The following is a 24,215-nucleotide window of genomic DNA, read 5'->3' as shown; positions in this document are numbered from 1 at the left end:
TCAATGACGCGCCGGCCCTGCACGCGGCCGATGTCGGCATTTCCGTCGACAGCGCAGTCGATGTGGCGCGCGAAGCGGCCGACATGATCCTGCTCGAACGTGATCTCGGCGTCTTGTTGCGCGGCGTCGACGACGGCCGCCGGACCTTCGCCAACACGATGAAGTATATTTCGATCACGACCAGCGCGAATTTCGGCAATATGGTATCGATGGCGTTCGCCTCGCTTGCCCTGCCTTTCCTGCCGCTGCTGGCGACGCAAATCCTGCTCAACAATTTCCTGGCGGACGCGCCGTCGCTGGCGATCGCTTCCGACAATGTCGATGCCGATCAGGTTCAATCGCCCCGTCGCTGGGATATCGGTTTCGTGCGCCGTTTCATGATCACCTTCGGTTTGATCAGCTCGGCCTTCGATTTCGTGACCTTCGCCTTCCTGCTGTTCGTCGCCGGGGCGACGGCCTCGCTTTTCCAGACCGGATGGTTTGTCGAATCGCTGATCACCCAGCTTGCCATCGTTCTGGTGGTGCGCACGCGAAACTCTTTCTGGCGCAGCCGACCCAGCCCGTTGCTGGCGGCGCTGACGCTGGCCGTCGGCTGCCTGGCCGTCGCCATCCCTTACCTGCCGATCGCCCCCTGGTTCGGTTTCGTACCCTTGCCGCTGGGCGTGATGGCTGCGCTTCTGCCGATCACCCTTGCCTATCTGGCCGTATCCGAAACGGCCAAGCACTGGTTTTTTGCGCGCCAGCACGTCCATGCGGATGCAAGGCGCCGCAGGTGAGCGCAGACCCGGCGGGCTTCCGGCCCGGAGGCCCGGATTTGATAGAGATCATGGCAGGTCGAAAATCGCCGGCTACACTTTTTCCCATCAACTCAAGTGAAGAGGAGGCATGCAATGACTTTCAAGACCATCCTCGCCGTCATCGGAGCGAGGGACGCCGCGAGGGACGTCGACAAGGCGATCGATCTTGCCCGCGAACATGATGCCCATCTTTCCGTCCTGGTGGTCGGCGCGGCGCTGCAGCCGGTGATGGCCGACTATCCGGTCGCGGCCGCCTGGCTCGACCAGCGGCAGAAAGATATCGACGATCTGCTCGATGTTCATCATGACGCCGAAGATCGCTGCCGGAAGAACGGCATCTCCTTCGATATCGACAGCATGTTCGACGATCGGTTCATTCTCGAAAGCAATATCGGCGCGCGCGCCATGTATGCGGATCTCGTCCTGCTCGGAAACGGCGTGCGCGGCGATAGAGGATTGCGCAAATCGGTCATGGCCGGCGCGGCCTTCAATGCCGGAACGCCATTGCTGCTGCTTCCTCAGACCGGCGGCGCCAGCCTGACACCGAAAACGGTCTTGCTGGCCTGGAATTCCCGACCTGAAGCGGCAAGGGCGGCAAAGGCGGCGCTGGACATGCTCGTCGCGGCCGCCGTCGTGCATGTCGTTCTCGTCGATCCCGACAGTTCCTATTTCGGCAATGGTGGGGAGCCCGGCGCCGATATCGCGGCCTTTCTCGCGCGACATGGAGTCAGGGTGATGGTCGAACAGGTCACGAGCAGTGGCCGCGACGTCGCGGCCGTCCTCACACAGCACGGCCGCGAGATCGGCTGCGACATGATCGTCATGGGAGCTTACGGCCACTCGCGGCTGCGAGAAAGCATCTTTGGCGGTGTCACCGCATCGATTCTTGATGCATGCCCCTTGCCCGTCTTTCTGGCCCGATAGACATGGGCGCCGACGGCGCCGGGCGGTGATTCGTCCCCGGGGGCGGCTCTCATCCGCGATTTCACCGGAGCATTTCCAGCGATCCCGTTTCGCTGAAAATGCTCCGTCTTTCTGTTTTCATGTGCTTCCCGATGGAAAATCCCGCTCGCATGCCTTCCAGCCTCCTGAGCGGAAGCCGGACAATTTGTCCAGTTTCGACGGACAAATTGTCTATGGATTTCAATCATATAAAGTGGTCGAATTGATTTCTGTCAGATACGGAGATTGCCGACCATGGCCGACGGAAAGCCACTATACAAGATCTATGATCATCCGGCAGGCGGATGGGGTGCTGCGGCTGCGACCGCAAAGGTGCTGATGGAGCAGAGCGTCATCACCAAGGGATCGCGCGCGCTTCTGGCGATGAACCAGCCGGGCGGGTTCAAATGCCCAAGCTGCGCCTTTCCCGATGCCGACTGCAAGAAGACTCTGGAATTCTGCGAAAACGGCGCCAAGGCGCTGGCGCATGAAGCGACCAGGTTCCGCGTCACGCCGGAATTCTTCCAGAAATACACTGTCACCGAGTTGATGGAGCAATCGGATTACTGGCTGGAGATGCAGGGCCGTCTGACCGAGCCGATGCGCTACGATGCGGCGAGCGACACATATGTCCCCTGCGGCTGGGCTGAAGCCTTCTCGATGATCGGCCGGCATCTGCGCTCGCTTTCGAGCCCGCACGAGGCGGAATTCTACACCTCGGGCCGCACGCCGAACGAGGCCGCCTTCCTCTATGCGATCTTCGTGCGCGAATTCGGCACCAACAATTTTCCCGATTGCTCGAACATGTGCCACGAACCGACCAGCCGCGGCCTGCCGCCGGCCATCGGTATCGGCAAGGGCACGGTGGTGCTGGAGGATTTCGAGCATGCCGAGGCGATCTTCGTCATCGGCCAGAACACGGGTACCAATTCGCCGCGCATGATGACCAACCTGGTCGAGGCCCGCAAGCGCGGCGCGCCGATCGTCGCCGTCAATCCGATGCCGGAACGGGCTTTGATCCGCTTTACGGAGCCGCAGGACGTCATCCAGATGGCGACCTTCGGCTCGACGCCGATCGCCAGCGAATTCGTTCATATCAGGATCGGCGGCGATCTCGCCCTCATCAAGGGTATGATGAAAGTGATGTTCGAGCGCGAGGCGGCCGGCGAAGCGGTGCTCGACCACGATTTCATCGCCGAACACACGGTCGGCATCGAGGCGATCCGCGCCGATGCGATGGCGCAGGACTGGGCGGAGATCGTCCGCGTTTCAGGGCTCGACGAGGCACAGATCCGCCGCTGCGCGGAAATCTACATCCGCTCGCGCGCGACGATCATCTGCTACGGCATGGGCCTGACGCAGCATCAGCAAGGCTCGCGCCTGCTGCAGCAGGTCTCGAACCTGCTTCTCCTGCGCGGCAATTACGGCAAGCCCGGCGCCGGCATCGCGCCCATTCGTGGCCATTCCAACGTGCAGGGCGACCGCACCGTCGGCATCGATGAAAAGCCGGCTCAGGATTATCTCGACCGCGTGCGCGACGTCTTCGGTTTCGAGCCGCCGCGCGAGCACGGCCACCATGCCGTCGAATCCGTCGCGGCGATGGAAAACGGCACGGCGAAGGTGTTTATCGGCATGGGCGGCAATTTCGTGCGCGCCATCCCGGATACCGAGCGTTCCTACGCCGCCATGCGCAAGCTCGCACTGACGGTCGGTATCGCCACCAAGCTCAATCGCGGCCATCTGGTGCATGGACGCGATGCGCTGATCCTGCCGGTCGTCGCCCGCTCGGAATGGATCAGGACGGCCCTCGGCGAGCAGTTCGTCACCATCGAGGATGCCATGTCGAACGTCACCGCCTCGCGCGGCGTCCTGGCGCCGGCCAGCCCGTACGTCATGCCGGAGGTGGAGATCGTTTGCCGGATGGCGATGGCGGCGCTGCCCAGCAGCAAGGTGCCGTGGGCCAGCTATATCGACGATTACGATCTCATCCGTGACAAGATCGCCGAGGTCTATCCGGAGATTTACACCGGCTTTTCCGAGCGGATCAAGAACCCGAAAGGCTTCCATCTCGATATCCCGCCGCGCCGGCGTGTCTGGCCGACGGAGAACGGCAAGGCGAATTTCCTGCCATTGCCCGGGCTGGAGGTGAACGACGTCGTCGACGATCCCGCCATGCTGCGGCTGGCGACGGTGCGTTCGCACGACCAGTTCAACACCACCATCTACAGCAACAACGACCGCTATCGTGGCGTCTATAACGACCGCATGGTGCTGTTCATGAATGCCGGGGACATCGCGGCGCGGGGCCTTGCCTCCGGCGCCCGGATCGCGCTCGAAACCATCAGCACGGATGGGCTGGCGCGGCGCGTCGAAGGGTTGACGATCCTCGATTATCCGATGCCACGCGGCGCGGTCGCCGGCTATTACCCGGAACTCAACCCCCTGCTGCCGCTCGATTATTACGACCGTATCAGCGGAACACCAGCGGCGAAATCCATTCCGGTGCGCATCATCGCCGCATGATAAGCCATGGGCCGCGATCGCCGGGTTGACGCATTTCCGGGAAAATTGCGTCGCGGTTTTCCCGGAAATGGTTTGACGAAGGCGCTCTCATGCGGAGCTCTCCGCCGGCGGTTCGGTCGGGGTCAGGCGGGGAGGCGATGCCGCGAGCTTGATCATCGTCTGCTGCGCCATCGTCGTGTTGGCGATGATCACGCGCCGGCCGTCATCGGTCAGCAAAACCGTATAGCCGAGCGAGATATCCTCGACCGCGCCGATTTCGAGCCCCGTCGGGGCGCTGATCTGCAGCCGGTCGCCACGGCGGAACGGCTTGTAGAGAATGAGGCTGATGCCGGCGACGAGATTGCCGAGCGTTGTCTGCGCCGCAAAGCCGAGAATGACGGACATGAGGCTGACGCCGGCCAGCAGCGCCGTGCCGAGCCGGTTCAGTGCGGGAACGAGATGCGCGTAGAAGGTGGCGAGCAGCACCCAGATGACGAGAACGAGCAGGTGGCTGAGGAAGGAAAGCGTGATCTGGTCGATATGTTCCGACCGGTCATGCCGCAAGGCGGCCGCCACCATCCGCCGCATCAGCCACGACAGACAAAAGCCGAGAAGCACGAAGACGCCGGCATAGAGCAAAGCGCCGGCAGGTTCGGTCGGATCGAAAAATCGGATCATGGAAAGATGGCCCCGGACGATATCGTGCAATAGCGATTGGCGCGGCTTGTTACAAGTGAGCGTGGGGCCGGATGCGCCCGCCGGCACGCCGGCATTGACACAGCAACAAACGTGCCATGCGGATGCGAGCGCGCAATCAAGGACTTGCGCTCCGCCATCGTCGCGCCTTCCGACAAATTGTCCCGGCGGCTGCGGACAGCTTGTCCATGGCCTGGATCCTGCCGGACCGTAAATGATTGAAATCTCCCGGTTTGCGAACTGGCATGGTCGTTGCTGCGAAACGGTGGAAGCGGCAGTCGCCGACCGACGATCAACGACAAGGAGGAGTTCGTCATGGGAAAAGTCATCGGCATCGATCTGGGCACAACCAATTCCTGCGTGGCGGTCATGGACGGTAAGGCGGCGCGCATCATCGAGAATTCGGAGGGCGCGCGCACGACGCCGTCGATCGTCGCCTTCACCGGCGACGGGGAGCGCCTTGTCGGCCAGCCGGCGCGCCGGCAGGCGGTGACCAACCCGACGAACACGATCTTTGCGGTCAAACGCCTGATCGGCCGGCGTTATGACGATCCCACCGTCGCCAAGGATCAGGGGCTGGTGCCCTATAAGATCGTGAAGGCGGGCAATGGCGACGCCTGGGTCGAGGCTGAGGGAAAGTCCTATTCGCCCTCCCAGATATCGGCGATGATCCTGCAAAAGATGAAGGAGACGGCGGAAGCCAATCTTGGAGAGGCGGTGACGCAGGCCGTGATCACGGTGCCGGCCTATTTCAACGACGCCCAGCGCCAGGCGACCAAGGATGCCGGCAAGATCGCCGGGCTCGAGGTTCTGCGCATCATCAACGAACCGACGGCGGCGGCACTCGCCTATGGCCTTGAAAAGAACAAGCAGGCCAAGATCGCCGTCTACGATCTTGGCGGCGGCACCTTCGACATCTCCATCCTCGACATCGGCGACGGCGTCTTCGAGGTGAAGTCCACCAACGGGGATACCTTCCTCGGCGGCGAGGATTTCGACATGCGCCTGGTCAGCTATATTGCCGACGAGTTCCAGAAGGAGCAGGGCATAGACCTGCGCAAGGACAAGCTCGCCCTGCAGCGCCTCAAGGAGGCGGCGGAAAAGGCCAAGATCGAACTGTCCTCCTCGACGCAGACCGAAGTCAACCTGCCCTTCATCACCGCGGATGCCACAGGGCCGAAGCATCTCCAGGTGAAGATCACCCGCTCGAAGTTCGAGACGCTCGTCGAGGATCTGGTGCAGCGCACGATCGAGCCCTGCCTCAACGCATTAAAGGACGCCGGCCTGGCCGCCAAGGATATTGCCGAGGTCGTGCTGGTCGGCGGCATGACGCGCATGCCCAAGATCCAGGAGGTTGTGCAGAAGGTCTTCGGCAAGGAGCCGCACAAGGGCGTCAATCCCGACGAGGTCGTGGCGGTCGGCGCGGCGATTCAGGGGGGCGTGCTCCAGGGCGACGTCAAGGATGTTCTGCTGCTCGACGTCACGCCGCTGTCGCTCGGCCTCGAAACGCTGGGCGGCGTCTTCACCCGCCTGATCGAGCGCAACACCACCGTGCCGGCGAAGAAGAGCCAGACCTTCTCGACGGCCGAGGACGATCAGAATGCGGTGACGATCCGTGTCTTCCAGGGTGAGCGCGAGATGGCGGCGGACAACAAGATGCTCGGCCAGTTCGACCTGATGGGCATTGCGCCCGCCCCGCGCGGCGTGCCGCAGATCGAGGTGACATTCGACATCGACGCCAACGGCATCGTCAATGTGTCCGCGAAGGACAAGGGCACTGGCAAGGAACAGCGCATCCGCATCCAGGCCTCGGGCGGCCTGTCGGAAGCGGATATCGAGCGCATGGTCAAGGATGCCGAGGCGCATGCGGCCGAGGATGCGAGGCGCCGCGAGATGGTGGAGGCGCGCAACGTCGCCGAAGCCATGCTGCACGCGGCCGACAAGGCGCTCGCCGATCCGGCCGCAGCCGGTGCGTCGGCTGCCCGGCAGGCGGTGGAAACCGCCGCATCCGCCGTGCGCGAGACCTTGGATGGTGACGATGCCGCCGCGATCCGGACGAAGTCCGACGATCTGGAGCAGAAGGTGGTGGCGCTCGCCCAATCCGCTGCGTCATCGGGTGCGGCGGCATCCGCGCCCGATGACGGCGTCGTCGACGCCGAATTCACCGAACTGCCCGACGATGATCGCAAATAGGCAGGCGGTCCGTGGCGGAATCTGGCGACGGGGCGCGTTTGCCTCGTTGCCGGAGGCGCGCGGTGGCTTCATATAGTGTTCAGTCCCATGATTTGCGGAGCCCGTCGTGAAAAATCCCTATGAGGTGCTCGGAGTGGCCTCGACTGCCTCCGCAGCCGAGTTGCAAAGCGCCTATCGCAAGCTCGCCAAGAAGCTGCACCCGGATCTCAATCCGGGTGACAAAGCCGCGGAGGAGAAGTTCAAGGAGGTCGCGGCCGCCTACGATCTCCTGGGCGATGTCGACAAACGCAAGCGTTTCGATGCCGGGGAGATCGACGCTTCCGGCGCCGAGCGCCCACCGCGCCAGCATTTCTACCGCGATTATGCCGGCGGGGAAGCGGAGCATCCTTACGCGGATACCTCCGGCTATGCCGATTTCATGGATGGCGACGACATCTTCGCCGACCTGCTGCGCCGCAGCCAGACCAAGCGCGCCAATCGCCGCGGACAGGACATGCACTACCGCCTGGCGATCGATTTCGCCGAGTCCATCGCCGGCGCGACGAAGCGGATCACCCTGCCGGACGGCGGCACGCTGGATGTGAAGATCCCGGCCGGCCTCGTCGATGGCCAGACGATCCGCCTGCGCGGCAAGGGCGCCCCCGGCGCCGGCACCGGCGGCCCGGGCGACGCGCTGATCGAGGTCGAGGTGCTTCCCGATCCGCGCTTCACCCGCGATGGCGACGACATCAGCATCGAGGTTCCGGTGTCGCTGAGCGAGGCGGTTCTCGGCGGACCGGTCCGCATTCCCACAGCCACCGGCGCGGTGACCATGACCGTGCCGAAAGGATCGAACACCGGCACCACCCTTCGCCTGAAAGGCAAGGGCGCCCCCCGCCATGGCGGCGGCTTCGGCGATCAGTTCGTCAAGCTGAAGGTCGTCCTGCCGAGCCCGCCCGATCCCGAGCTCGAAGCCTTTGTCGCCGGCTGGGCGAAGCGCAAGGCTTTCAACCCGCGCGAGGAGGGCTGATCCATGGCGATGGACAAGCAGGAATTTCTGGAAACCTCCGGCCTGCAGGTGCAGGTGCTGGATGTGTGGATCGAGCAGCAATGGCTGATCCCCGAGAAAACCCCCTCTGGCATGCGTTTCCGGGAGATCGACGTCGCGCGCGCCCGGCTGATCCGCGAGCTGCAGTCGGAGATCGGTGCCAACGATGCGGGCATCGACGTCATTCTCCACCTGATGGACCAGTTGCACGGCATGCGCCGGGTGCTGGCGCAGTTGCGCCGCGAGATGGGCGGGCCGCAGGCCTGACGGCCGCCAGCATTCGAAGGAGAAACGGACGATGACGCAGGATCGGAATGTCCACGCCTTGCCGGGTCAGGCCGAATTCGGGCCGTGGCTTGCCCAGGCGTCGATCCTCGTCGTCGACGACGAACCGGGCATCTGCAATTTCCTGGTCAAGACGCTGCGCCCGCGTTGCCGGCTGATCGAGGTGGCCAGCGATGCCGCGCAGGCCTCGCGGAAAGTCGACGAGCAGAATTTCGACGTCGTCATCATGGACAACATCATGCCTGGCAAGACCGGGCTCGAATGGCTGGCGGAACAGCGGGCGATCGGCCTGTTTTCCGATGTCATCCTGATGACCGCCTATGCCGATCTCGACACGGCGATCGATGCGCTGCGCGTCGGGGTGGTCGATTTCATCCTCAAGCCGTTCCGGTCCAACCAGTTGCTGAACGCCATCGCCCGCTGTCTCGACCGCAAGCGGCTGCAGCGCGAAAACGATGTGTTGCGGCACGAGATGACCGCGCCGCAGCACCAGACGCTCCTGCGCAACCGGCTGATCGGCGCCTCGAAAGCCATCGCGCATGTGCGCGAGACGATTGCTCGGGTCGCCCCCTTGCCGACCTCGGTGTTGCTGACCGGGCAATCGGGCACCGGCAAGGAGGTCGCTGCCCGCTCGCTGCATCTTCTCTCGGACCGGGCGGACAAGCTGTTCGTCCCGATCAATTGCGGGGCCATCCCGACTGATATGATCGAGAGCGAATTGTTCGGCCATGTCAAGGGCGCCTTCACCGGTGCGCTGCGCAGCCGCGAAGGCCTGTTCATGCATGCCCATGGCGGCACGGTGTTCCTCGACGAGGTGGGCGAACTGCCGCCTCTATTGCAGACGCGGTTGTTGCGTGTGCTGGAGGATCGCCGGGTTCGTCCGGTCGGCGCGGAGCGGGAGGTGCCCTTCGAGGCGCGTTTCGTCTTCGCCACGAATGCCGATCTCGCGCGGCGGGTGGAAGAGGGCACCTTCCGTGCGGACCTCTATTTCCGCATCAATGTCATCCAGATCCAGCTCCCGCCGCTGAGCGAGCGCGGCGAGGACGTGCTCGAGCTGGCAAACCTGTTCATGCGGGAAATGGCCGGGCAGCTCGGCATGCCCGCCGTCGCCATCACCGAGCGGGTGCAGGGTGCGCTGTTGCGCTACGACTGGCCCGGCAATATCCGCGAATTGCGCAACCTGATCGAGCGCACGCTCATTCTTGGGAGCTTTCCCGATGCGATCGGGCCGGTGCGCGCCGACGCTGTCCCGCCGCGCAACGAGAGCCTGGCCGAGATGGAGCGGCGGCATATCCTCGCCGTGCTGCGCGAGGCGCGCGGCGACCGGGAGGAGGCGGCGCGGCGCCTCGGCATCTCGCGCAAGACCATCGACCGCAAATATGCAAGCTGGCATGAGTGAGGACGGCGAAACCATCGGCCTCTTCAGGCGCTCGGTTCGCTACCGCCTGCTGGCTATCGCGCTCGTGCCCATGCTGGTCGTCCTGCCCGTGCTGCTTGCCATCGGCATCATCCGTTGGAACGAACGTTTCGATGCGGTGACGCTCGCCAAGGTCGATGACGACCTGACGATTGCGCGGCAATATCTGTCGCGCATCCTCGAAAACACCGAAGGCCGGCTGGTCGCTATCAGCGAATCCGAAGGGTTCCGCAAGCTGCTGCGGGCCGGGGAGGGGGCGGAGCAGGCATTCCCCGCCTATCTCGGTGCGGCCGAACGGCGCGGCGGGTTCGATTTCCTCTATGTGATCGCCGAGGACGGCACGGTGCTCGCCGGCGACCGGCCGGCCATGCCGGCAAGCTTGCGGCTCGATTGGCCGTTGATCTCGTCGGCGCTCTCAGGCCGCTCGCAGACCGGCATCGACGTCTTCGCGAATTCGGAACTGGCCGCCATCTCGCCGCGCCTCGCCGAACGGGCGCGCATCGAGATCGTGCCGACGGCTGAAAGCGATGCGCCCGGCAGCATGGTCGAGGCGCGGGGTCTCGTGCTGCATTCCGCCGCCGCCGTTCTCCTGCCGGATGGCCGCCGCGCGGCGCTGGTCGGCGGCATCCTGCTCAATCGGAATCTCGATTTCGTCGATACGATCAACGATCTCATCTATCATGGATCCGGCCAGCCGGATGGCATCAAGGGCACCGCGACGCTTTTCCTCGACGATATCCGCGTCAGCACCAATGTTCGCCTGTTCGGCGACCGGCGCGCCATCGGCACGCGCGTCTCCGAGGAAGTCCGCAGCGCCGTGCTCGATCAGGGCAGGACGTGGCGCGACCGCGCCTTCGTCGTCAACGACTGGTATGTCTCGGCTTATGAGCCGATCCTCGATACCAATGGCCGCCGGGTCGGCATGCTCTATGTCGGCTTTGCCGAAGCGCCCTTCGTGCGCGCCAAGAACGAGACATGGCTGACCATCGCCGTCGCTTTCCTGCTCGCCGTCGCCGCGACCGTCCCGTTCTTCCTCCTCTGGACGCGCAGCATCTTCAGGCCGCTCGAACGCATGAAGCGGACCATCGGTCGCGTCGAGGCCGGCGATCTTGCCGCGCGAACCGGGCCGGTGGAAAATCGCGACGAGATCGGGCTGGTGGCCGGCGAACTGGACCGGCTGCTGAACGGCATCCAGACACGCGATGCCGAATTGCGATTGTGGAACGAGCAGTTGAGCCAGCGGGCGGATCAGCGCGCGCTGGAACTCAGCGACACCGCGCAGCGGCTGGAGACGACGACGCGGCAGCTCGTCATGTCCGAAAAGCTGGCGGCCATCGGCGAAATCACCGCCGGCGTCGCCCATGAGATCAACAATCCCATCGCCGTCATGCAGGGCAATCTCGAAATCATCCGCGACATGATGGGCCCGGATGCGGAGGAGGCGAAGACCGAGTTCCGCCTGATCGACCAGCAGATGCATCGCATCACCGAAATCGTGACGAAACTGCTGCAATTCGCCAGGCCGCAGGAATTTTCCGGGTTCGTCGAGGACTATTCCCCCGCCGAGGTCATTTCCGATACGCTGCCGCTGGTTCAGCATCTGCTGAAAAAGACGATGATATCGGTCGAGCGCCAGGATCGCGCCATGCGTCTCATCCGCATGAACCGGACGGAATTGCAGCAGGTGCTGGTCAACCTGATCGTCAATGCCATCCATGCCATGCCGAATGGCGGGCGGCTGGAGCTGCGGACCGTCGATGCCGACGTGGACGGAAGGCAGGGGATCTCCATCGAGGTCAGCGATACCGGCCAAGGCATCGCGCCCGATGTGCTGGCGCGGATTTTCGATCCCTTCTTCACCACCAAGTCGCGGGAGGGCACCGGCCTCGGCCTGTCGATCAGCCAGAGACTGGTGGCGCAGGAAGGCGGCCGGATCACGGTTCGCAGCCAGCCGGGCATGGGCACCGCCTTCACGGTCTGGCTGCCGGCGGTCGAGGACATGTTCTAACCGCCGCGATGGACAGATTGTCCGGGACCTTGCCGACACTTTGTCTCCCCGGATCGGATCTGGCGGAATAATCCGTTGATTTTAAATACGGCCCGGGCTGGCACGCGCCTTGCAGACGATCCCCCGAGACCCTGGTTGGCCATAAGGGAGAGATGGATCGATGGACGTCGAGAAATTTACCGATCGCGCGCGCGGCTTCATCCAGTCGGCGCAATCGCTGGCGACGCGCGAAGGCAACCAGCAATTCACCAGCCTGCACCTGCTGAAGGTGCTGCTGGATGACGAGGAGGGTCTGGTGTCCGGCCTTGTCGAGCGGGCCGGCGGCAGTGCCCGCACCCTTCTCTCGGTGACGGAAGCCGAGCTGGCGAAATTGCCGAAGGTGACGGGCGGCTCGGGCCAGGTCTATATCGCCAGCGAGGCGGCGCGTCTGCTCCTGGCTGCCGAAAAGCTGGCGCAGAAGGCCGGAGACAGTTTCGTCACCGTCGAACGCCTGTTCCAGACGATGCTGGAGGACCGCGATAGCGATGCCGGAAAGGTGCTGGCGCGCAGCGGTCTCGACGCCACGCTGCTTGCCGCCGCCATCGACAAATTGCGCAAGGGCCGCACCGCCGATAGTGCCTCTGCCGAAAACGCCTATGACGCCCTCAAGAAATATGCCCGCGACCTGACGCGGGCGGCGCGCGACGGCCAGCTCGATCCGGTGATCGGCCGTGACGAGGAGATCCGCCGCACCATCCAGGTCCTGTCGCGCCGCACCAAGAACAATCCGGTGCTGATCGGCGAGCCCGGTGTCGGCAAGACGGCGATCGTCGAGGGGTTAGCCCTGCGCATCGTCAACGGCGACGTGCCGGAAGGCCTCAAGGACAAATCACTGCTGGCGCTCGATCTCGGCGCTCTGATCGCCGGCGCCAAGTATCGCGGCGAATTCGAGGAGCGACTGAAGGCGGTGCTGCAGGAAGTGACCTCGGCGGCCGGCGGCATCATCCTGTTCATCGACGAGATGCATACATTGATCGGCGCCGGCAAGACGGACGGAGCGATGGATGCCTCCAACCTGCTGAAGCCGGCGCTGGCGCGCGGTGAACTCCACTGTGTCGGCGCAACGACGCTCGACGAATATCGCAGGCATGTCGAGAAGGACCCGGCGCTCGCCCGTCGCTTCCAGCCGGTCTTCGTGCCCGAGCCGACGGTCGAGGACACGATCTCGATCCTGCGCGGCCTCAAGGAGAAATACGAGCTGCATCATGGGGTGCGCATCGCCGATTCGGCGCTGGTGGCGGCGGCGACGCTGTCCAACCGCTACATCACCGACCGCTTCCTGCCCGACAAGGCCATCGACCTGATGGACGAGGCGGCGGCCCGGCTGAAGATGCAGGTGGATTCCAAGCCGGAGGCGCTGGATACGCTCGACCGCGAGATCATCCGCCGCAAGATCGAGCAGGAGGCGCTCAAGAAGGAGTCCGACGCCGGCTCGAAAAGCCGCCTGAAGACGCTTGACAAGGAACTGGCCGGGATGGAGCGCCGCGCTGCCGACCTGACTTCGGCATGGCAGGCGGAAAAGGAAAAGCTTTCCGATGCGCAGAAGATGAAGAGCGAGCTCGAACAGCTGCGCACCGAGCTTGCCAACGCCCAGCGCAAGGGCGAGTTCCAGCGCGCCGGGGAACTGGCCTATAGCCGTATTCCCGATCTGGAAAAGAAGCTCGCCGCCATCGAGGAAAGCGAAAGCGCCTCGGCCGGCGAAACGGTGACGGCGGACAATATCGCCGAGGTCGTGTCGCGCTGGACGGGCGTTCCCGTCGACAGGATGCTGGAGGGCGAGAAGGAGAAGCTGCTCCACATGGAGGAGACGCTGCGCAAGCGCGTCGTCGGCCAGGCGCAGGCCGTCCGCGCCGTTTCCACCGCCGTGCGGCGCGCGCGCGCCGGCCTGCAGGATGCCAACCGCCCCATCGGCTCCTTCATGTTCCTCGGCCCGACCGGCGTCGGCAAGACCGAGCTTGCCAAGGCACTCGCCGCCTTCCTGTTTAACGACGACACGGCGATGCTGCGCATCGATATGTCGGAATTCATGGAAAAGCATGCCGTGGCGCGGCTGATCGGTGCGCCGCCCGGCTATGTCGGTTACGACGAGGGCGGCGTGCTGACGGAGGCCGTGCGGCGGCGGCCCTACCAGGTCATCCTGTTCGACGAGATCGAGAAGGCGCATCCCGATACGTTCAACATCCTGCTGCAGGTACTGGATGACGGTCGCCTGACCGACGGGCAGGGCCGCACGGTCGATTTCCGCAACACGTTGATCATCATGACCTCGAACATTGGCGCCGACTATCTCGTCAACCAGCCGGAAGGCGAGAAGACCGGCGTCGTACGCGACGCGGTCATGACCATGGTACGAGCGCATTTCCGGCCGGAATTCCTCAACCGCATCGATGCGGTCATCCTGTTCCACCGCCTGCAGAAAAGCGACATGGGCAAGATCGTCGACATCCAGTTTTCACGTCTCGCCCGCATGCTGGAGGAGCGCAAGATCACGTTGCGGCTGGAGGCAGCGGGGCGCGACTGGCTGGCCGAGAAGGGCTGGGATCCCGCTTACGGCGCCCGTCCCTTGAAACGGGCGATCCAGCGCTATGTACAGGATCCGCTGGCGGAGATGATTTTGGCTGGCGACATACGGGATGGGGCGAGCGTGCTGATCTCCACCGACGGCAGCGACCTCACCTTCAATGGCAAGAAACCGGAATTCGTCGACGAAGACGAATTCGACATGGCTTGAACACCTTCAACGTCAAGGGAGAAATAGATGAGCGACAAAGTCAGGGAAAACATGGAAGTCATCGGCGCCGACGGCGTGCATGTCGGCACGGTCGACCGCGTCGAGGGCGACCGCATCAAGCTGAAGAAGAGCGACAGCTTCGGCCGTCACGAGGGCCATCATCACTATATCGAAATGGGATTCGTCGCCGGCGTCGAAGGCGACAAGGTGCGCCTTTCGGCAAACGCCGATATCGCCGTCACGCTGGAAGAGGAATCATCCGGCCGTCCGGTCGATCTCTGACCAGCCGCGGGTCGGCTTTCCTCCTGCCGACCCGTTTCCCTTTCCTCCAATGCAGGTTGCCTACATGGAAAACTACGACCTCTATCTCAACCCGCAAAAAGCCTCCATCGGCCTCTATGTGCGCTCCGGCGCCGGCCTGCCCGACATTGCCGACGCCAAGGACTGGATTTTCGATGGCACCGTGGAAAAAGACTCGCTACCTTCCGAGGTCGTAAAAGCGGTCGAGGCGAACGGGCACGCCTTCCGCGACATGGATTGAGCCGGCGCCCGCCGGTTTCGTCTCCCCGCCGTTGCCGAATGGATCATGCATGGATGCAGTCTTACCTTCCGTAGTCCCGCAGCCGGTGGCGGCGCGGCTGACGCGTGCCGCTATCTTCCTGGTCGTGACGCTCGAACCCGGCCTCGAGGCGGAGAATGCCGCGCGAAAGCTGTTCGGCAATCTCTCGGGCCTGCTGCGCGCCGTCGGTTTTCGCGACCTCGAGGGCGGGCTGTCCTGCGTGCTCGGCATTGGCTCCGACGCCTGGGATCGTCTCTTCGGCGCCCCGCGCCCGAAAGATCTGCATCCTTTCCGCGAGATCCGCGGCAGCCACCACGCGGTCGCCACGCCGGGCGACCTTCTCTTTCATATCCGCGCCACGCGCATGGATCTCTGTTTCGAGCTGGCGGCACAGATCATGAGCCGTCTTGCGGGCTTCGTCGTCACCGAGGACGAGGTGCACGGCTTCAGCTATTTCGACGACCGTGATCTGATCGGCTTCGTCGACGGCACGGAGAATCCCGTCGATGCCGCCGCCGTGGCCGCCACGATCATCGGCGGGGAAGATCCGGATTTCGCAGGCGGGAGCTATGTGATCGTCCAGAAATACTTGCACGATCTTCCCGCGTGGAACCGCGTGCCGGTGGCCGAGCAGGAAAGAATCATCGGCCGTGAGAAGCTCTCCGACATCGAGCTCGACGACGCCGCCAAGCCGAGTTATGCCCACAACGTTCTCACCTCCATCGAGGAAAATGGCGAGCCGCTGGAAATTCTCCGCGACAACATGCCGTTCGGCGATATCGGCAAGGGTGAGTTCGGCACCTATTTCATCGGCTATGCGCGCTCGCCGCGGCGCATCGAGACGATGCTGGAAAACATGTTCATCGGCCGTCCGCCCGGCAATTACGACCGGCTGCTGGATTTCAGCCGCGCCGTTACCGGCACGCTGTTCTTCGTGCCCACAGCCTCGTTCCTCGACGCGGTGACGCCCGATGCCGGCCCGGCGCCGGCCGCGGCGCCATCTGCGGCGGAGAACGAACCGTCACACTCCTCACCGCGCCGGGATGGATCGCTCGGCATCGGTTCACTCCGGAAAGGGGCTCCCCATGAATAACCTGCACCGCGAACTGGCCCCTATTTCCGAGGCTGCCTGGGCCGAAATCGAGGAAGAGGCGGCGCGCACGCTCAAGCGCCATCTCGCCGCCCGCCGGGTCGTCGACATGGTCGGCCCGTCCGGTCCTGGCCTTGCGGCGGTCGGAACCGGCCATGTCGCCGCGATCGCCCCGCCGGCGGACGGCGTGCAATCGCTGGCGCGCGAGGTCAAACCGCTGGTCGAATTGCGCGTGCCCTTCCAGCTGTCGCGCGGCGCCATTGACGACGTCGAGCGCGGCGCGCTCGACAGCGACTGGTCGCCCGTCAAGGAAGCGATGCGCAAGATCGCCTTCGTCGAGGATCGCGCCGTGTTCGAAGGCTATGCCGCCGCCGGGATCGAGGGCGTCCGCGAGGCCGCCAGCAATCCGGCCGTGCCGCTGCCGGCCAATGTCGAGCGCTATTCCAATGCCGTGGCACGGGCGGTCGGCGCCTTGCGGCTTGCCGGTGTCGAGGGCCCTTATGCGCTGGTGCTTGGCGGCGATGCCTATACGGCGGCGAGCGGCGGCAGCGACGACGGCTATCCCGTCTTCCACCATCTCGAGCGTATCGTCGACGGTGGCATCGTCTGGGCGCCTGCGATTGCCGGCGGCTTTGTCCTGTCGCTGCGCGGCGGCGATTTCGAACTAACGGTCGGGCAGGATTTTTCCATCGGTTATCTCAGCCATACCGCCACGACTGTCGATCTCTACGTGCAGGAAAGCTTCACCTTCCGCACGCTGACGAGCGAAGCCGCGGTGGCGCTGTCGCTGGACCAGCCTCAAGCCTGACGACGCGCGGGAGGGCGGCATGGCGGAAACGGGCGGGCATCACATCGTCATCGTCGGCGGTGGTTTCGGCGGGCTGGAAGCGGCCCATCGTCTGGCGGCCGGCCCGTTCCGCATCACCGTGCTCGACCGTCGCAACCATCACCTGTTCCAGCCCTTGCTTTACCAGGCGGCGACGGCGTCGCTCGCTCTTTCGGAAATCGCCTGGCCGATCCGCTCGCTCCTGCGTCGCCATCGGAATGCGACGACGCTGCTCGGCGCGGTCTGCGGCGTGGATCCGACGCAAAAGGCGGTGCTGCTCGATGGCGGGCAGCGGGTTTCCTACGACACGCTGATCCTCGCCACCGGCGCGCGCCATGCCTATTTCGGCCATGACGAATGGGAGCCCTATGCGCCGGGGCTGAAGACGCTGGAGGATGCGACGACCATCCGCCGGCGCATCCTCTCCGCTTTCGAGCGGGCGGAATGGCAGACGGAGGCGCAAGAGCGCCGTCGCCTCCTGACCTTCGCCATCATCGGCGCCGGCCCGACCGGCGTCGAGCTTGCCGGCACCATCGCCGAGCTGGCGCATGAGACGCTGCGCCGGGATTTCCGCCACATTGATACGCGCGAGGCGCGGGTGGTGCTGGTCGAGGCAGGCCCGCGCATTCTGGCGGCGTTTACCGAGGACCTCTCGGCCTATGCCGAGCGGGCGCTTGTCCGCCTCGGTGTGGAGGTCCGCACCGGCCATGCGGTCTCGCAATGCAGCGCCGACGGCATCGAACTCGGCGGCGAATTCCTGCCCGCCGCGACCATCCTCTGGGCGGCAGGCGTCGCCGCCTCGCCGGCGGCCGAATGGCTGAAGGTGCCGGCTGACCGGGCCGGCCGGGTCATCGTCGCGCCGGACCTTTCCGTTCCCGGTTTTCCGGATATCTTCGTGATCGGCGACACGGCCCATGTTGCCATGGCAGACGGACGGACGGTGCCGGGCATCGCGCCGGCGGCGAAGCAGGAGGGACGCTATGTCGCCGGCGTGATCCGTGCCCGCCATGACGGAAAGCCGGCGCCGAAACCGTTCGCCTATCGCAACGACGGCAATCTCGCGACCATCGGCAAGCGGGCGGCCATCGTCGATCTCGGCTGGATCAAGCTCAGGGGGCGGCTGGCCTGGTGGACCTGGGGCATCGCCCATGTCTACTTCCTGATCGGCCTGCGCAACCGTCTCGCCGTCGCGTTGAGCTGGCTGTGGATCTATTCGACCGGCCAGCGCAGCGCCCGCCTGATCACCGGGATGGAAGCGGAACCGCCGGAAAGGAACCAACCATGAGCAAGCGCTTCGCGATCGGCGACCATGTCGGCTGGAATTCGGAGGCGGGCCACGTATCGGGCACGATCATCGCCATTCACACCAGCGATTTCGACTACAAGGGCTATACCCACCACGCATCGCCCGACGATCCGCAATACGAGATCAAGAGCGACAAGACCGATCACATCGCCGCCCATAAGGGCCGCGCCCTGACCCTTTTGAAGAAAGAAGGGAGCAAGCCATGACCACCGTGACGACCCGTCAATTGACGCAGGACATGCAGGCGAAAGCCGCCGCGCTCACCGACCGCGCCGGCCTCGTGCCGCAGTCGTCGGACCAGCCGATGGATGCCGGCGACCTATTGTTCTATCTTTCCGAGACCTCGATGCCGATGGCTGCCTTCCTGAGGGAACACGGCCTGTTCACCGACGAGGCCGGATTGCATTTCGATATCGCACAGTTTCCGGTGATTCACGATGTCGCCGATACGGTGATCCGCGACTACGAGGCCGGAAATCGCGACGGCGCGTGGAAGCGCTTCGACCTTTCCGAGGACGATGACGCCGCCGGCAACGGCACCTATCTGCTGATCGTGCTCGCCGCACTCGACCTTCTCTACGGACCTGCCGCGTGACGATCAGGAATGGGGCCAGCAGGGGACAAACGACATGATGTTCATGTCGCTGCATATCGTCGTCGCCGCAGTCGTGATGGCGCATATTCTCCTGCGGCCGCATCGGCAGCCCGAATCGCGGGCCGCCTGGCTCGTGCTCGTCCTGACACTGCCCTATGCCGGGGCGCTCGCCTATCTGTTTCTCGGTCAGACGAATGTCGGGCGTAGGCGGGTGGAGCGGTTGAAGGCCGCCTTTCACACTCTTCCACCTCCATCGCAAGCGCCGGGCTGGCCCGGCGCGCCGCAGGCGCCGAACAGGCACGAGGCGCTTTTCGCCGTTGGCCGCTCGATCAGCGGCTACACGCCGGTGGGCGGCAATACCGCCCGGCTGATGGAGGATTCGAATGCCGCCATCGACGCGATGATCGCCGATATCGATGCGGCCACCGACCATGTCCACCTGCTGTTCTACATCTGGCTTGCCGATCGCAACGGCACGAAGATGGCGGAGGCGGTGCAGCGGGCGGCGCGCCGCGGGGTCGCCTGCCGTATCCTTGTCGACGACCTCGGCTCGCGCGATCTCGTGCGTGGCCCGCTGTGGCGGGACATGGCGGCGGCGGGTGTCGAGGCGCGCCGGGCGCTGGTGATCGGCAACCCGCTCAAGCGGGCGCTCACCGGCCGTATCGATTTACGCAACCATCGCAAGATTGCCGTCATCGACAACCGCATCACCTATTGCGGCAGCCAGAACTGCGCCGATCCGGACTTCCTGCCCAAGGCGAAGTTCGCCCCCTGGGTGGACGTGCTGCTGCGCTTCGAGGGACCGGTGGTGCGCCAGAACCAGCATCTCTTCGCCAGCGACTGGATGGGCAATGGCGGCAGCGATCTCGCCAGCCTCCTGCGCCGGCCGCTGGAGCATTTCCCGGAAGAGTGTGAAACGCGACAAAACGAGGAGATAGACGGAAATTCTCTGGCGGCGTCGGCGCCAGGCTTTACCGCGCAGGTGGTCGCCACCGGTCCCACCTTCCGCAATTCGGCCATGCCGGAAATGTTCGAAACCCTGATCTACGCGGCCAAGCGCTCGCTGTTCGTCACCACGCCCTATTACGTGCCGGATGCGGCGATGCAGGCGGCACTTTGCGCCTGCGCCAACCGGGGCGTCGACACCACCATCGTTTTTCCCGCGCGCAACGACGATTTCGCCGTCGCGGCGGCAAGCCGCAGCTATTATGCCGATCTTCTCGATGCCGGCGTGCGGATCTTCGAATACGAAGCCGGGCTTCTGCACGCCAAGACGCTGACCGTCGACGGTGAGATCGCCCTGATCGGCTCGGCGAACATGGACCGGCGCAGCTTCGATCTCAACTACGAGAACAATATCCTTGTCGAGGACGCCGGCCTGACTGCGACCCTGCGCGCGCGCCAGGAAACCTATCTCGCGCAAAGCCGGCAAATCCTGTCGGAAGAGGTCGCTTCCTGGACGATCTGGCGGCGTCTCTGGAACAACACCCTCGCCATCGTCGGTCCGGTCCTGTAGCCGACCTGCCCCGCGTGAGGGGGCGGGCCGGCAGGACATCCTCGATGCCCACATCGATACGAATGCGCCGTGCGGCCGGACACCGACGCCAGGCCGTCTCTTCTGGCGGCGGTCGCAGCAGGCGCATGATGCCTGATATTTGAATTTGAGCGACAATCTGAGTCCGATACAATCGGTTGCGTCGCATCGCAGGAACACGGCGGCGGATCTGCTGTAATTTGCAATGCGACGCGCCTGACATCGAACGAGGAGAGGTCTCATGACTGCGCCGCATCCCCCGAGAACCCATATCGGCAACCATGCCCTGCATCCCGAAACGCAGATGCTGAACTACGGTTACGATCCCGAGCTGTCCGAAGGCGCGGTCAAGCCGCCGGTCTTCCTGACATCGACCTTCGTGTTCAACTCCGCCGAGGACGGGCGCGACTTCTTCGACTACGTCTCCGGCCGCAAGGAGCCGCCGGAAGGCAAGGGCGCCGGCCTCGTCTATTCGCGCTTCAATCACCCCAACAGCGAGATCGTCGAGGATCGGCTGGCGGTCTATGAGCGGACGGAAAGCTGCGCCCTGTTTTCGTCCGGCATGTCGGCGATCGCCACGACGCTGCTCGCCTTCGTGCGGCCGGGCGATGCCGTCCTGCATTCGCAGCCGCTCTATGGCGGCACCGAAACGCTGCTGGCGAAGACCTTCCTCAATCTCGGCGTCGACGCCGTCGGTTTCGCCGATGGCGTCGGCGAGGACTCGGTGCGGGCGGCGGCCGAGGAGGCGATGGGCAAGGGGCGCGTCTCGGTCATCCTCATCGAAACGCCGGCGAACCCGACCAACAGCCTCGTCGATATCGCCATGATCCGCCGTATCGCCGACATGATCGGGGAAAAGCAGGGCCATATGCCGATCGTCGCCTGCGACAACACGCTGCTCGGCCCGGTCTTCCAGCGCCCGATCGAGCATGGCGCCGATATCTCGCTCTATTCGCTGACCAAATATGTCGGCGGCCATTCCGACCTGATCGCCGGCGCGGCGCTTGGCCGCAAGGCGGTGATGAAGCAGGTGAAGGCGTTGCGCGGCGCCATCGGCACGCAGCTCGATCCGCATTCCTGCTGGATGCTCGGCCGCTCGCTGGAAACGCTGCAGATCCGCATGGAGCGCGCCAACAGCAATGCAAAGGCCGTCGCCGATTTCCTGCGTGAGCATCCCAAGGTCGAGACGATCCACTATCTCTCCTACAGCGATCCCGATTCGCCGACCGGGCGAACCTTCGCCACGCAATGTACGGGCGCGGGCTCAACCTTCTCATTCGACATCAAGGGCGGTCAGCCGGCTTCGTTCCGCTTCCTGAACGCGCTGAAGATCTTCAAGCTTGCCGTCAGCCTCGGGGGAACGGAATCGCTGGCCTCGCATCCGGCGACGATGACCCATTCGGGCGTGCCGGTGGATGTGCGCCAGCGCATCGGCGTACTCGATTCGACCATTCGCCTGTCGATCGGTATCGAACATCCCGACGATCTCGTCGCCGATCTGGCGCTGGCGCTCGATCAGGCCTGAGAATGCTTCCGCCGGCGCCTGTCAGGGCGCTGGCCTGTCCTTGCCATCTGCGGCGGCGAAGACGTCTCGCGTCAGCCCGATATGGACGTCGAGAAGCGCGACGGCGCGGGTGACGTCGCGGTCGAGCGCGGCGTTCATCAGTTCGGTATGCGGCTCCAGCGCCACCGCCTCGCGCAGCGCCCGGTAGACGGCGCTGTCGCGCCATTGCGGTTCCTTCGAGACGGCCAGCGCCGGCGTGAAGGTCAGAGCGCGGTGGTGGCGGCGCAGGTGATCGTGGATTTGCGTGTAGAAGCGGATCTGCCATGGCGACTTACCGGCCGAGACCAGCGCGAAATGGAAGGCCGCATGGCGGTTTTCCCAATCGCTGGCGAACAGATCCTCCGGGTCTTCCGCCGGCGGCCGGCAGCGCGACAGGCGGAAATGCGCCGCCACCAGTTCCGTCTCCCAATCGACGTCGCCATGGGCGATGGAAGATGCCAGCATCGGCAGTTCGACCAGCCGACGCGCCTCGGTGAGGTCGTCCAGTTCCGCCATCGAGACGGCGGCGACCGTAAATCCCTTATTGGCATTGGAGGTGACGAGATGCTCCGCCTCCAGCCGCGACAGCGCCTCGCGCAGCGGCGTCCAGCCCATGCCATAGGCATCGCGGATAGCGCCGAGCCGCAAGGGCGCGCCCGGTTGCAGCCGGGTGTCGAGAATGTCCTGCCGCAGGGTCCGATAGGCGAATTCCGTCTTCGTTGCGTTGTCGCTGCTGTCCATGCCGTCCTCGCTTGAGCGCCACTTATATATAATAGCTGCGCATCGCAGTATTATATATAATAATTGACATTTGCGATAATAAGTCCGATTATCGCAATAAAGGATCAGATCACCCAGGAGAGAACAGTGACAAGAGCGCACGGCCCCGACCTTCCCGTCGACATCAGCAATCGGGATGCGGCCGATCCGCTGGCGCACCTGAAGGCGCGTTTCCATGTGCCCGGCGACCTCGTCTATCTCGCCGGCAACTCGCTTGGGCCGGCGCCGCTCGCCGTCTTCGACGAAATGCAGGCAGCCGTGCGTAACGAATGGGCCGAAGGCCTGATCCGCAGTTGGAACGAGGCCGGCTGGTTCTCGCTGGTGGACAGGCTGGGCGACCGGTTGGGGAAGCTGATCGGCTCCGATGCCGGGCAGACGGTCATTTGTGATTCCGTGTCGATCAATGTTTACAAGGCGTTGCAGGCCGGCCTATCGCTGCGCCCCGGCCGCACGACCATCGTTGCCGAGGGCGGCAGCTTCCCCACCGATCTCTATGTCGCCGAAGGCGTCGCCGCCGGACGTCCGGGCATAAAACTGCTGCTCGAAGGCGTCGATGCCGAGCGGATCGAAGACCTGATCGACGAAAACACCGCCGTCGTCCTCGTCAACCATGTCGACTACAAGACTGGCGCGCTGCGCGACATGGCGGCGCTCACGCGCATCATCCATGCGGCCGGCGCCATCGCCGTCTGGGATCTGTGCCACAGCGCCGGCGTCGTCGATGTGCAACTCGATGCAGCGGGCGCCGATCTCGCCATCGGCTGCACTTACAAATATCTGAATTGCGGCCCCGGTTCGCCCGCCTTCATCTATGCCGCCGCCCGTCACCACGAGGCGCTGAGCCAGCCGCTAACGGGCTGGTGGGGCCATGCCGCGCCCTTCGCCTTCGAGCGCGGCTATCGCCCGGATGGCGGCATTCGCAAGCTGTTGTCTGGCACGCAGCCGATCCTGTCGCTGCGCGCCGTCGGCGCCGGCCTGTCGGCCATCGAGGACGTGCCGATGGCGGAGTTGCGGGCCAAGAGCCTGGCGATGACCGGCCTGTTCATCGACCTCATCGACGAGACCTGCAAGGCGCATGGCCTGACGCTGATGACGCCGCGCGAGCCGGCGTTGCGCGGCAGTCAGGTGTCGATCGCCTTCGCGGACGGTTATCCGGTGATCCAGGCGCTGATCGCCCGCGGCATCGTCGGCGATTTCCGCGCCCCCGACACCATGCGTTTCGGCTTCTCGCCATCCTATATGAGTTTTGCCGATGTCTACCGGGCGGCGGCGGCCTTCAACGAGGTCATCGATACGGGAAGCTGGCGCGATCCGCGTTTTGCCAAGCGCAATGCCGTGACCTGAT

General features: G+C 64.5%; 21 protein-coding genes. 19 read left to right on the top strand and 2 right to left on the bottom strand.

The window, feature by feature from the left end:
• The 3 genes from P7F60_RS24470 to P7F60_RS24460 all read left to right on the top strand — a co-directional run.
• On the top strand, positions 1–776 hold a 776-nt coding region (locus tag P7F60_RS24470), incomplete at its 5' end, for a cation transporting ATPase C-terminal domain-containing protein (protein ID WP_277920313.1).
• 114 nt (positions 777–890) lie between these two features.
• Positions 891–1,721 carry a universal stress protein gene (locus P7F60_RS24465; RefSeq protein ID WP_277920312.1) on the top strand — a complete coding sequence of 277 codons (831 nt, stop codon included), beginning with the start codon at positions 891–893 and terminating at the stop codon, positions 1,719–1,721.
• A gap of 273 nt (positions 1,722–1,994) precedes the next feature.
• Positions 1,995–4,262, top strand: coding sequence for an FdhF/YdeP family oxidoreductase (locus P7F60_RS24460; RefSeq protein ID WP_277920311.1), 2,268 nt, complete (start codon positions 1,995–1,997; stop codon positions 4,260–4,262).
• Positions 4,263–4,349: 87 nt separating this feature from the next.
• Here the strand turns inward: P7F60_RS24460 and P7F60_RS24455 are convergent, their stop codons facing one another.
• Complete coding sequence (locus P7F60_RS24455) at positions 4,350–4,919, bottom strand: mechanosensitive ion channel domain-containing protein (protein ID WP_277920310.1); 570 nt, start codon at positions 4,917–4,919, stop codon at positions 4,350–4,352.
• Between the two features lie 333 nt (positions 4,920–5,252).
• Between P7F60_RS24455 and dnaK the strand changes: the two genes are divergently transcribed.
• The 15 genes from dnaK to P7F60_RS24380 all read left to right on the top strand — a co-directional run bounded on the left by dnaK (position 5,253) and on the right by P7F60_RS24380 (position 22,072).
• Positions 5,253–7,130: a molecular chaperone DnaK gene (gene dnaK, locus P7F60_RS24450; RefSeq protein ID WP_277920309.1), complete on the top strand. Its 1,878-nt coding sequence runs from the start codon at positions 5,253–5,255 to the stop codon at positions 7,128–7,130.
• 106 nt (positions 7,131–7,236) lie between these two features.
• The gene (locus P7F60_RS24445) at positions 7,237–8,139 is read left to right on the top strand and encodes a J domain-containing protein (protein WP_277920308.1); all 903 of its coding nucleotides are present in this window, start codon (positions 7,237–7,239) and stop codon (positions 8,137–8,139) included.
• Positions 8,140–8,142: 3 nt separating this feature from the next.
• Positions 8,143–8,424, top strand: coding sequence for a chaperone modulator CbpM (locus P7F60_RS24440; RefSeq protein ID WP_347276893.1), 282 nt, complete (start codon positions 8,143–8,145; stop codon positions 8,422–8,424).
• A gap of 31 nt (positions 8,425–8,455) precedes the next feature.
• Positions 8,456–9,841, top strand: a complete 1,386-nt coding sequence (locus P7F60_RS24435) for a sigma-54 dependent transcriptional regulator (RefSeq protein WP_277920307.1) — start codon at positions 8,456–8,458, stop codon at positions 9,839–9,841.
• A complete protein-coding gene (locus P7F60_RS24430) occupies positions 9,834–11,867 on the top strand; it encodes a cache domain-containing protein (RefSeq protein ID WP_277920306.1) in 2,034 nt (677 codons plus the stop codon). The genes P7F60_RS24435 and P7F60_RS24430 overlap by 8 nt, the downstream gene beginning before the upstream one ends.
• 160 nt (positions 11,868–12,027) lie before the next feature.
• Positions 12,028–14,637: an ATP-dependent chaperone ClpB gene (gene clpB / locus P7F60_RS24425; RefSeq protein WP_277920305.1), complete on the top strand. Its 2,610-nt coding sequence runs from the start codon at positions 12,028–12,030 to the stop codon at positions 14,635–14,637.
• A gap of 27 nt (positions 14,638–14,664) precedes the next feature.
• Positions 14,665–14,919 carry a DUF2171 domain-containing protein gene (locus P7F60_RS24420; RefSeq protein WP_277920304.1) on the top strand — a complete coding sequence of 85 codons (255 nt, stop codon included), beginning with the start codon at positions 14,665–14,667 and terminating at the stop codon, positions 14,917–14,919.
• 64 nt (positions 14,920–14,983) lie between these two features.
• The gene (locus P7F60_RS24415) at positions 14,984–15,178 is read left to right on the top strand and encodes a hypothetical protein (protein WP_277920303.1); all 195 of its coding nucleotides are present in this window, start codon (positions 14,984–14,986) and stop codon (positions 15,176–15,178) included.
• A gap of 49 nt (positions 15,179–15,227) precedes the next feature.
• Complete coding sequence (locus P7F60_RS24410) at positions 15,228–16,289, top strand: Dyp-type peroxidase (RefSeq protein ID WP_277920302.1); 1,062 nt, start codon at positions 15,228–15,230, stop codon at positions 16,287–16,289.
• On the top strand, positions 16,282–17,094 hold the full coding sequence (locus P7F60_RS24405) for a family 1 encapsulin nanocompartment shell protein (protein WP_277920301.1): 813 nt from the start codon (positions 16,282–16,284) through the stop codon (positions 17,092–17,094). The genes P7F60_RS24410 and P7F60_RS24405 overlap by 8 nt, the downstream gene beginning before the upstream one ends.
• A 19-nt stretch (positions 17,095–17,113) precedes the next feature.
• Positions 17,114–18,397: an NAD(P)/FAD-dependent oxidoreductase gene (locus tag P7F60_RS24400; RefSeq protein ID WP_277920300.1), complete on the top strand. Its 1,284-nt coding sequence runs from the start codon at positions 17,114–17,116 to the stop codon at positions 18,395–18,397.
• Positions 18,394–18,624: a DUF2945 domain-containing protein gene (locus tag P7F60_RS24395; RefSeq protein WP_277920299.1), complete on the top strand. Its 231-nt coding sequence runs from the start codon at positions 18,394–18,396 to the stop codon at positions 18,622–18,624. Before P7F60_RS24400 ends, P7F60_RS24395 begins: the two co-directional genes overlap by 4 nt.
• Positions 18,621–19,013 (top strand): hypothetical protein, encoded by a 393-nt coding sequence (locus P7F60_RS24390; protein ID WP_277920298.1) that lies wholly within the window; start codon positions 18,621–18,623, stop codon positions 19,011–19,013. Before P7F60_RS24395 ends, P7F60_RS24390 begins: the two co-directional genes overlap by 4 nt.
• A gap of 34 nt (positions 19,014–19,047) precedes the next feature.
• Entirely contained in the window at positions 19,048–20,529 is a 1,482-nt protein-coding gene (gene cls, locus P7F60_RS24385) for a cardiolipin synthase (protein ID WP_277920297.1), read from the top strand.
• Between the two features lie 259 nt (positions 20,530–20,788).
• Complete coding sequence (locus P7F60_RS24380; protein ID WP_277920296.1) at positions 20,789–22,072, top strand: cystathionine gamma-synthase family protein; 1,284 nt, start codon at positions 20,789–20,791, stop codon at positions 22,070–22,072.
• A gap of 21 nt (positions 22,073–22,093) precedes the next feature.
• On the opposite strand, the gene P7F60_RS24375 is transcribed toward P7F60_RS24380, so the two are convergent.
• Entirely contained in the window at positions 22,094–22,831 is a 738-nt protein-coding gene (locus tag P7F60_RS24375; RefSeq protein WP_277920295.1) for a GntR family transcriptional regulator, read from the bottom strand.
• A 126-nt stretch (positions 22,832–22,957) separates the two neighbouring features.
• Here P7F60_RS24375 and kynU point away from each other — a divergent pair, with 126 nt between their 5' ends.
• Positions 22,958–24,214 (top strand): kynureninase, encoded by a 1,257-nt coding sequence (gene kynU, locus P7F60_RS24370; RefSeq protein WP_277920294.1) that lies wholly within the window; start codon positions 22,958–22,960, stop codon positions 24,212–24,214.
• Position 24,215 lies beyond the last annotated feature (1 nt).

The organism is Rhizobium sp. YJ-22, assembly GCF_029601685.1.
Classification (GTDB): Bacteria; Pseudomonadota; Alphaproteobacteria; order Rhizobiales; family Rhizobiaceae; genus Metarhizobium.
The sequence above is the reverse complement of the archived record's forward strand: the minus strand, read 5'-3'. Positions and strand labels throughout refer to the sequence as shown.

Bases quoted from the DNA above. Each gene is read 5' to 3' on its own strand.
- P7F60_RS24465 (WP_277920312.1), top strand. From the start codon at position 891: ATGACTTTCAAGACCATCCTCGCCGTCATCGGAGCGAGGGACGCCGCG.
- P7F60_RS24460 (WP_277920311.1), top strand. From the start codon at position 1,995: ATGGCCGACGGAAAGCCACTATACAAGATCTATGATCATCCGGCAGGC.
- P7F60_RS24455 (WP_277920310.1), bottom strand. From the start codon at position 4,919: ATGATCCGATTTTTCGATCCGACCGAACCTGCCGGCGCTTTGCTCTAT.
- dnaK (WP_277920309.1), top strand. From the start codon at position 5,253: ATGGGAAAAGTCATCGGCATCGATCTGGGCACAACCAATTCCTGCGTG.
- P7F60_RS24440 (WP_347276893.1), top strand. From the start codon at position 8,143: ATGGCGATGGACAAGCAGGAATTTCTGGAAACCTCCGGCCTGCAGGTG.
- P7F60_RS24435 (WP_277920307.1), top strand. From the start codon at position 8,456: ATGACGCAGGATCGGAATGTCCACGCCTTGCCGGGTCAGGCCGAATTC.
- P7F60_RS24430 (WP_277920306.1), top strand. From the start codon at position 9,834: ATGAGTGAGGACGGCGAAACCATCGGCCTCTTCAGGCGCTCGGTTCGC.
- clpB (WP_277920305.1), top strand. From the start codon at position 12,028: ATGGACGTCGAGAAATTTACCGATCGCGCGCGCGGCTTCATCCAGTCG.
- P7F60_RS24420 (WP_277920304.1), top strand. From the start codon at position 14,665: ATGAGCGACAAAGTCAGGGAAAACATGGAAGTCATCGGCGCCGACGGC.
- P7F60_RS24415 (WP_277920303.1), top strand. From the start codon at position 14,984: ATGGAAAACTACGACCTCTATCTCAACCCGCAAAAAGCCTCCATCGGC.
- P7F60_RS24410 (WP_277920302.1), top strand. From the start codon at position 15,228: ATGGATGCAGTCTTACCTTCCGTAGTCCCGCAGCCGGTGGCGGCGCGG.
- P7F60_RS24405 (WP_277920301.1), top strand. From the start codon at position 16,282: ATGAATAACCTGCACCGCGAACTGGCCCCTATTTCCGAGGCTGCCTGG.
- P7F60_RS24400 (WP_277920300.1), top strand. From the start codon at position 17,114: ATGGCGGAAACGGGCGGGCATCACATCGTCATCGTCGGCGGTGGTTTC.
- P7F60_RS24395 (WP_277920299.1), top strand. From the start codon at position 18,394: ATGAGCAAGCGCTTCGCGATCGGCGACCATGTCGGCTGGAATTCGGAG.
- P7F60_RS24390 (WP_277920298.1), top strand. From the start codon at position 18,621: ATGACCACCGTGACGACCCGTCAATTGACGCAGGACATGCAGGCGAAA.
- cls (WP_277920297.1), top strand. From the start codon at position 19,048: ATGATGTTCATGTCGCTGCATATCGTCGTCGCCGCAGTCGTGATGGCG.
- P7F60_RS24380 (WP_277920296.1), top strand. From the start codon at position 20,789: ATGACTGCGCCGCATCCCCCGAGAACCCATATCGGCAACCATGCCCTG.
- P7F60_RS24375 (WP_277920295.1), bottom strand. From the start codon at position 22,831: ATGGACAGCAGCGACAACGCAACGAAGACGGAATTCGCCTATCGGACC.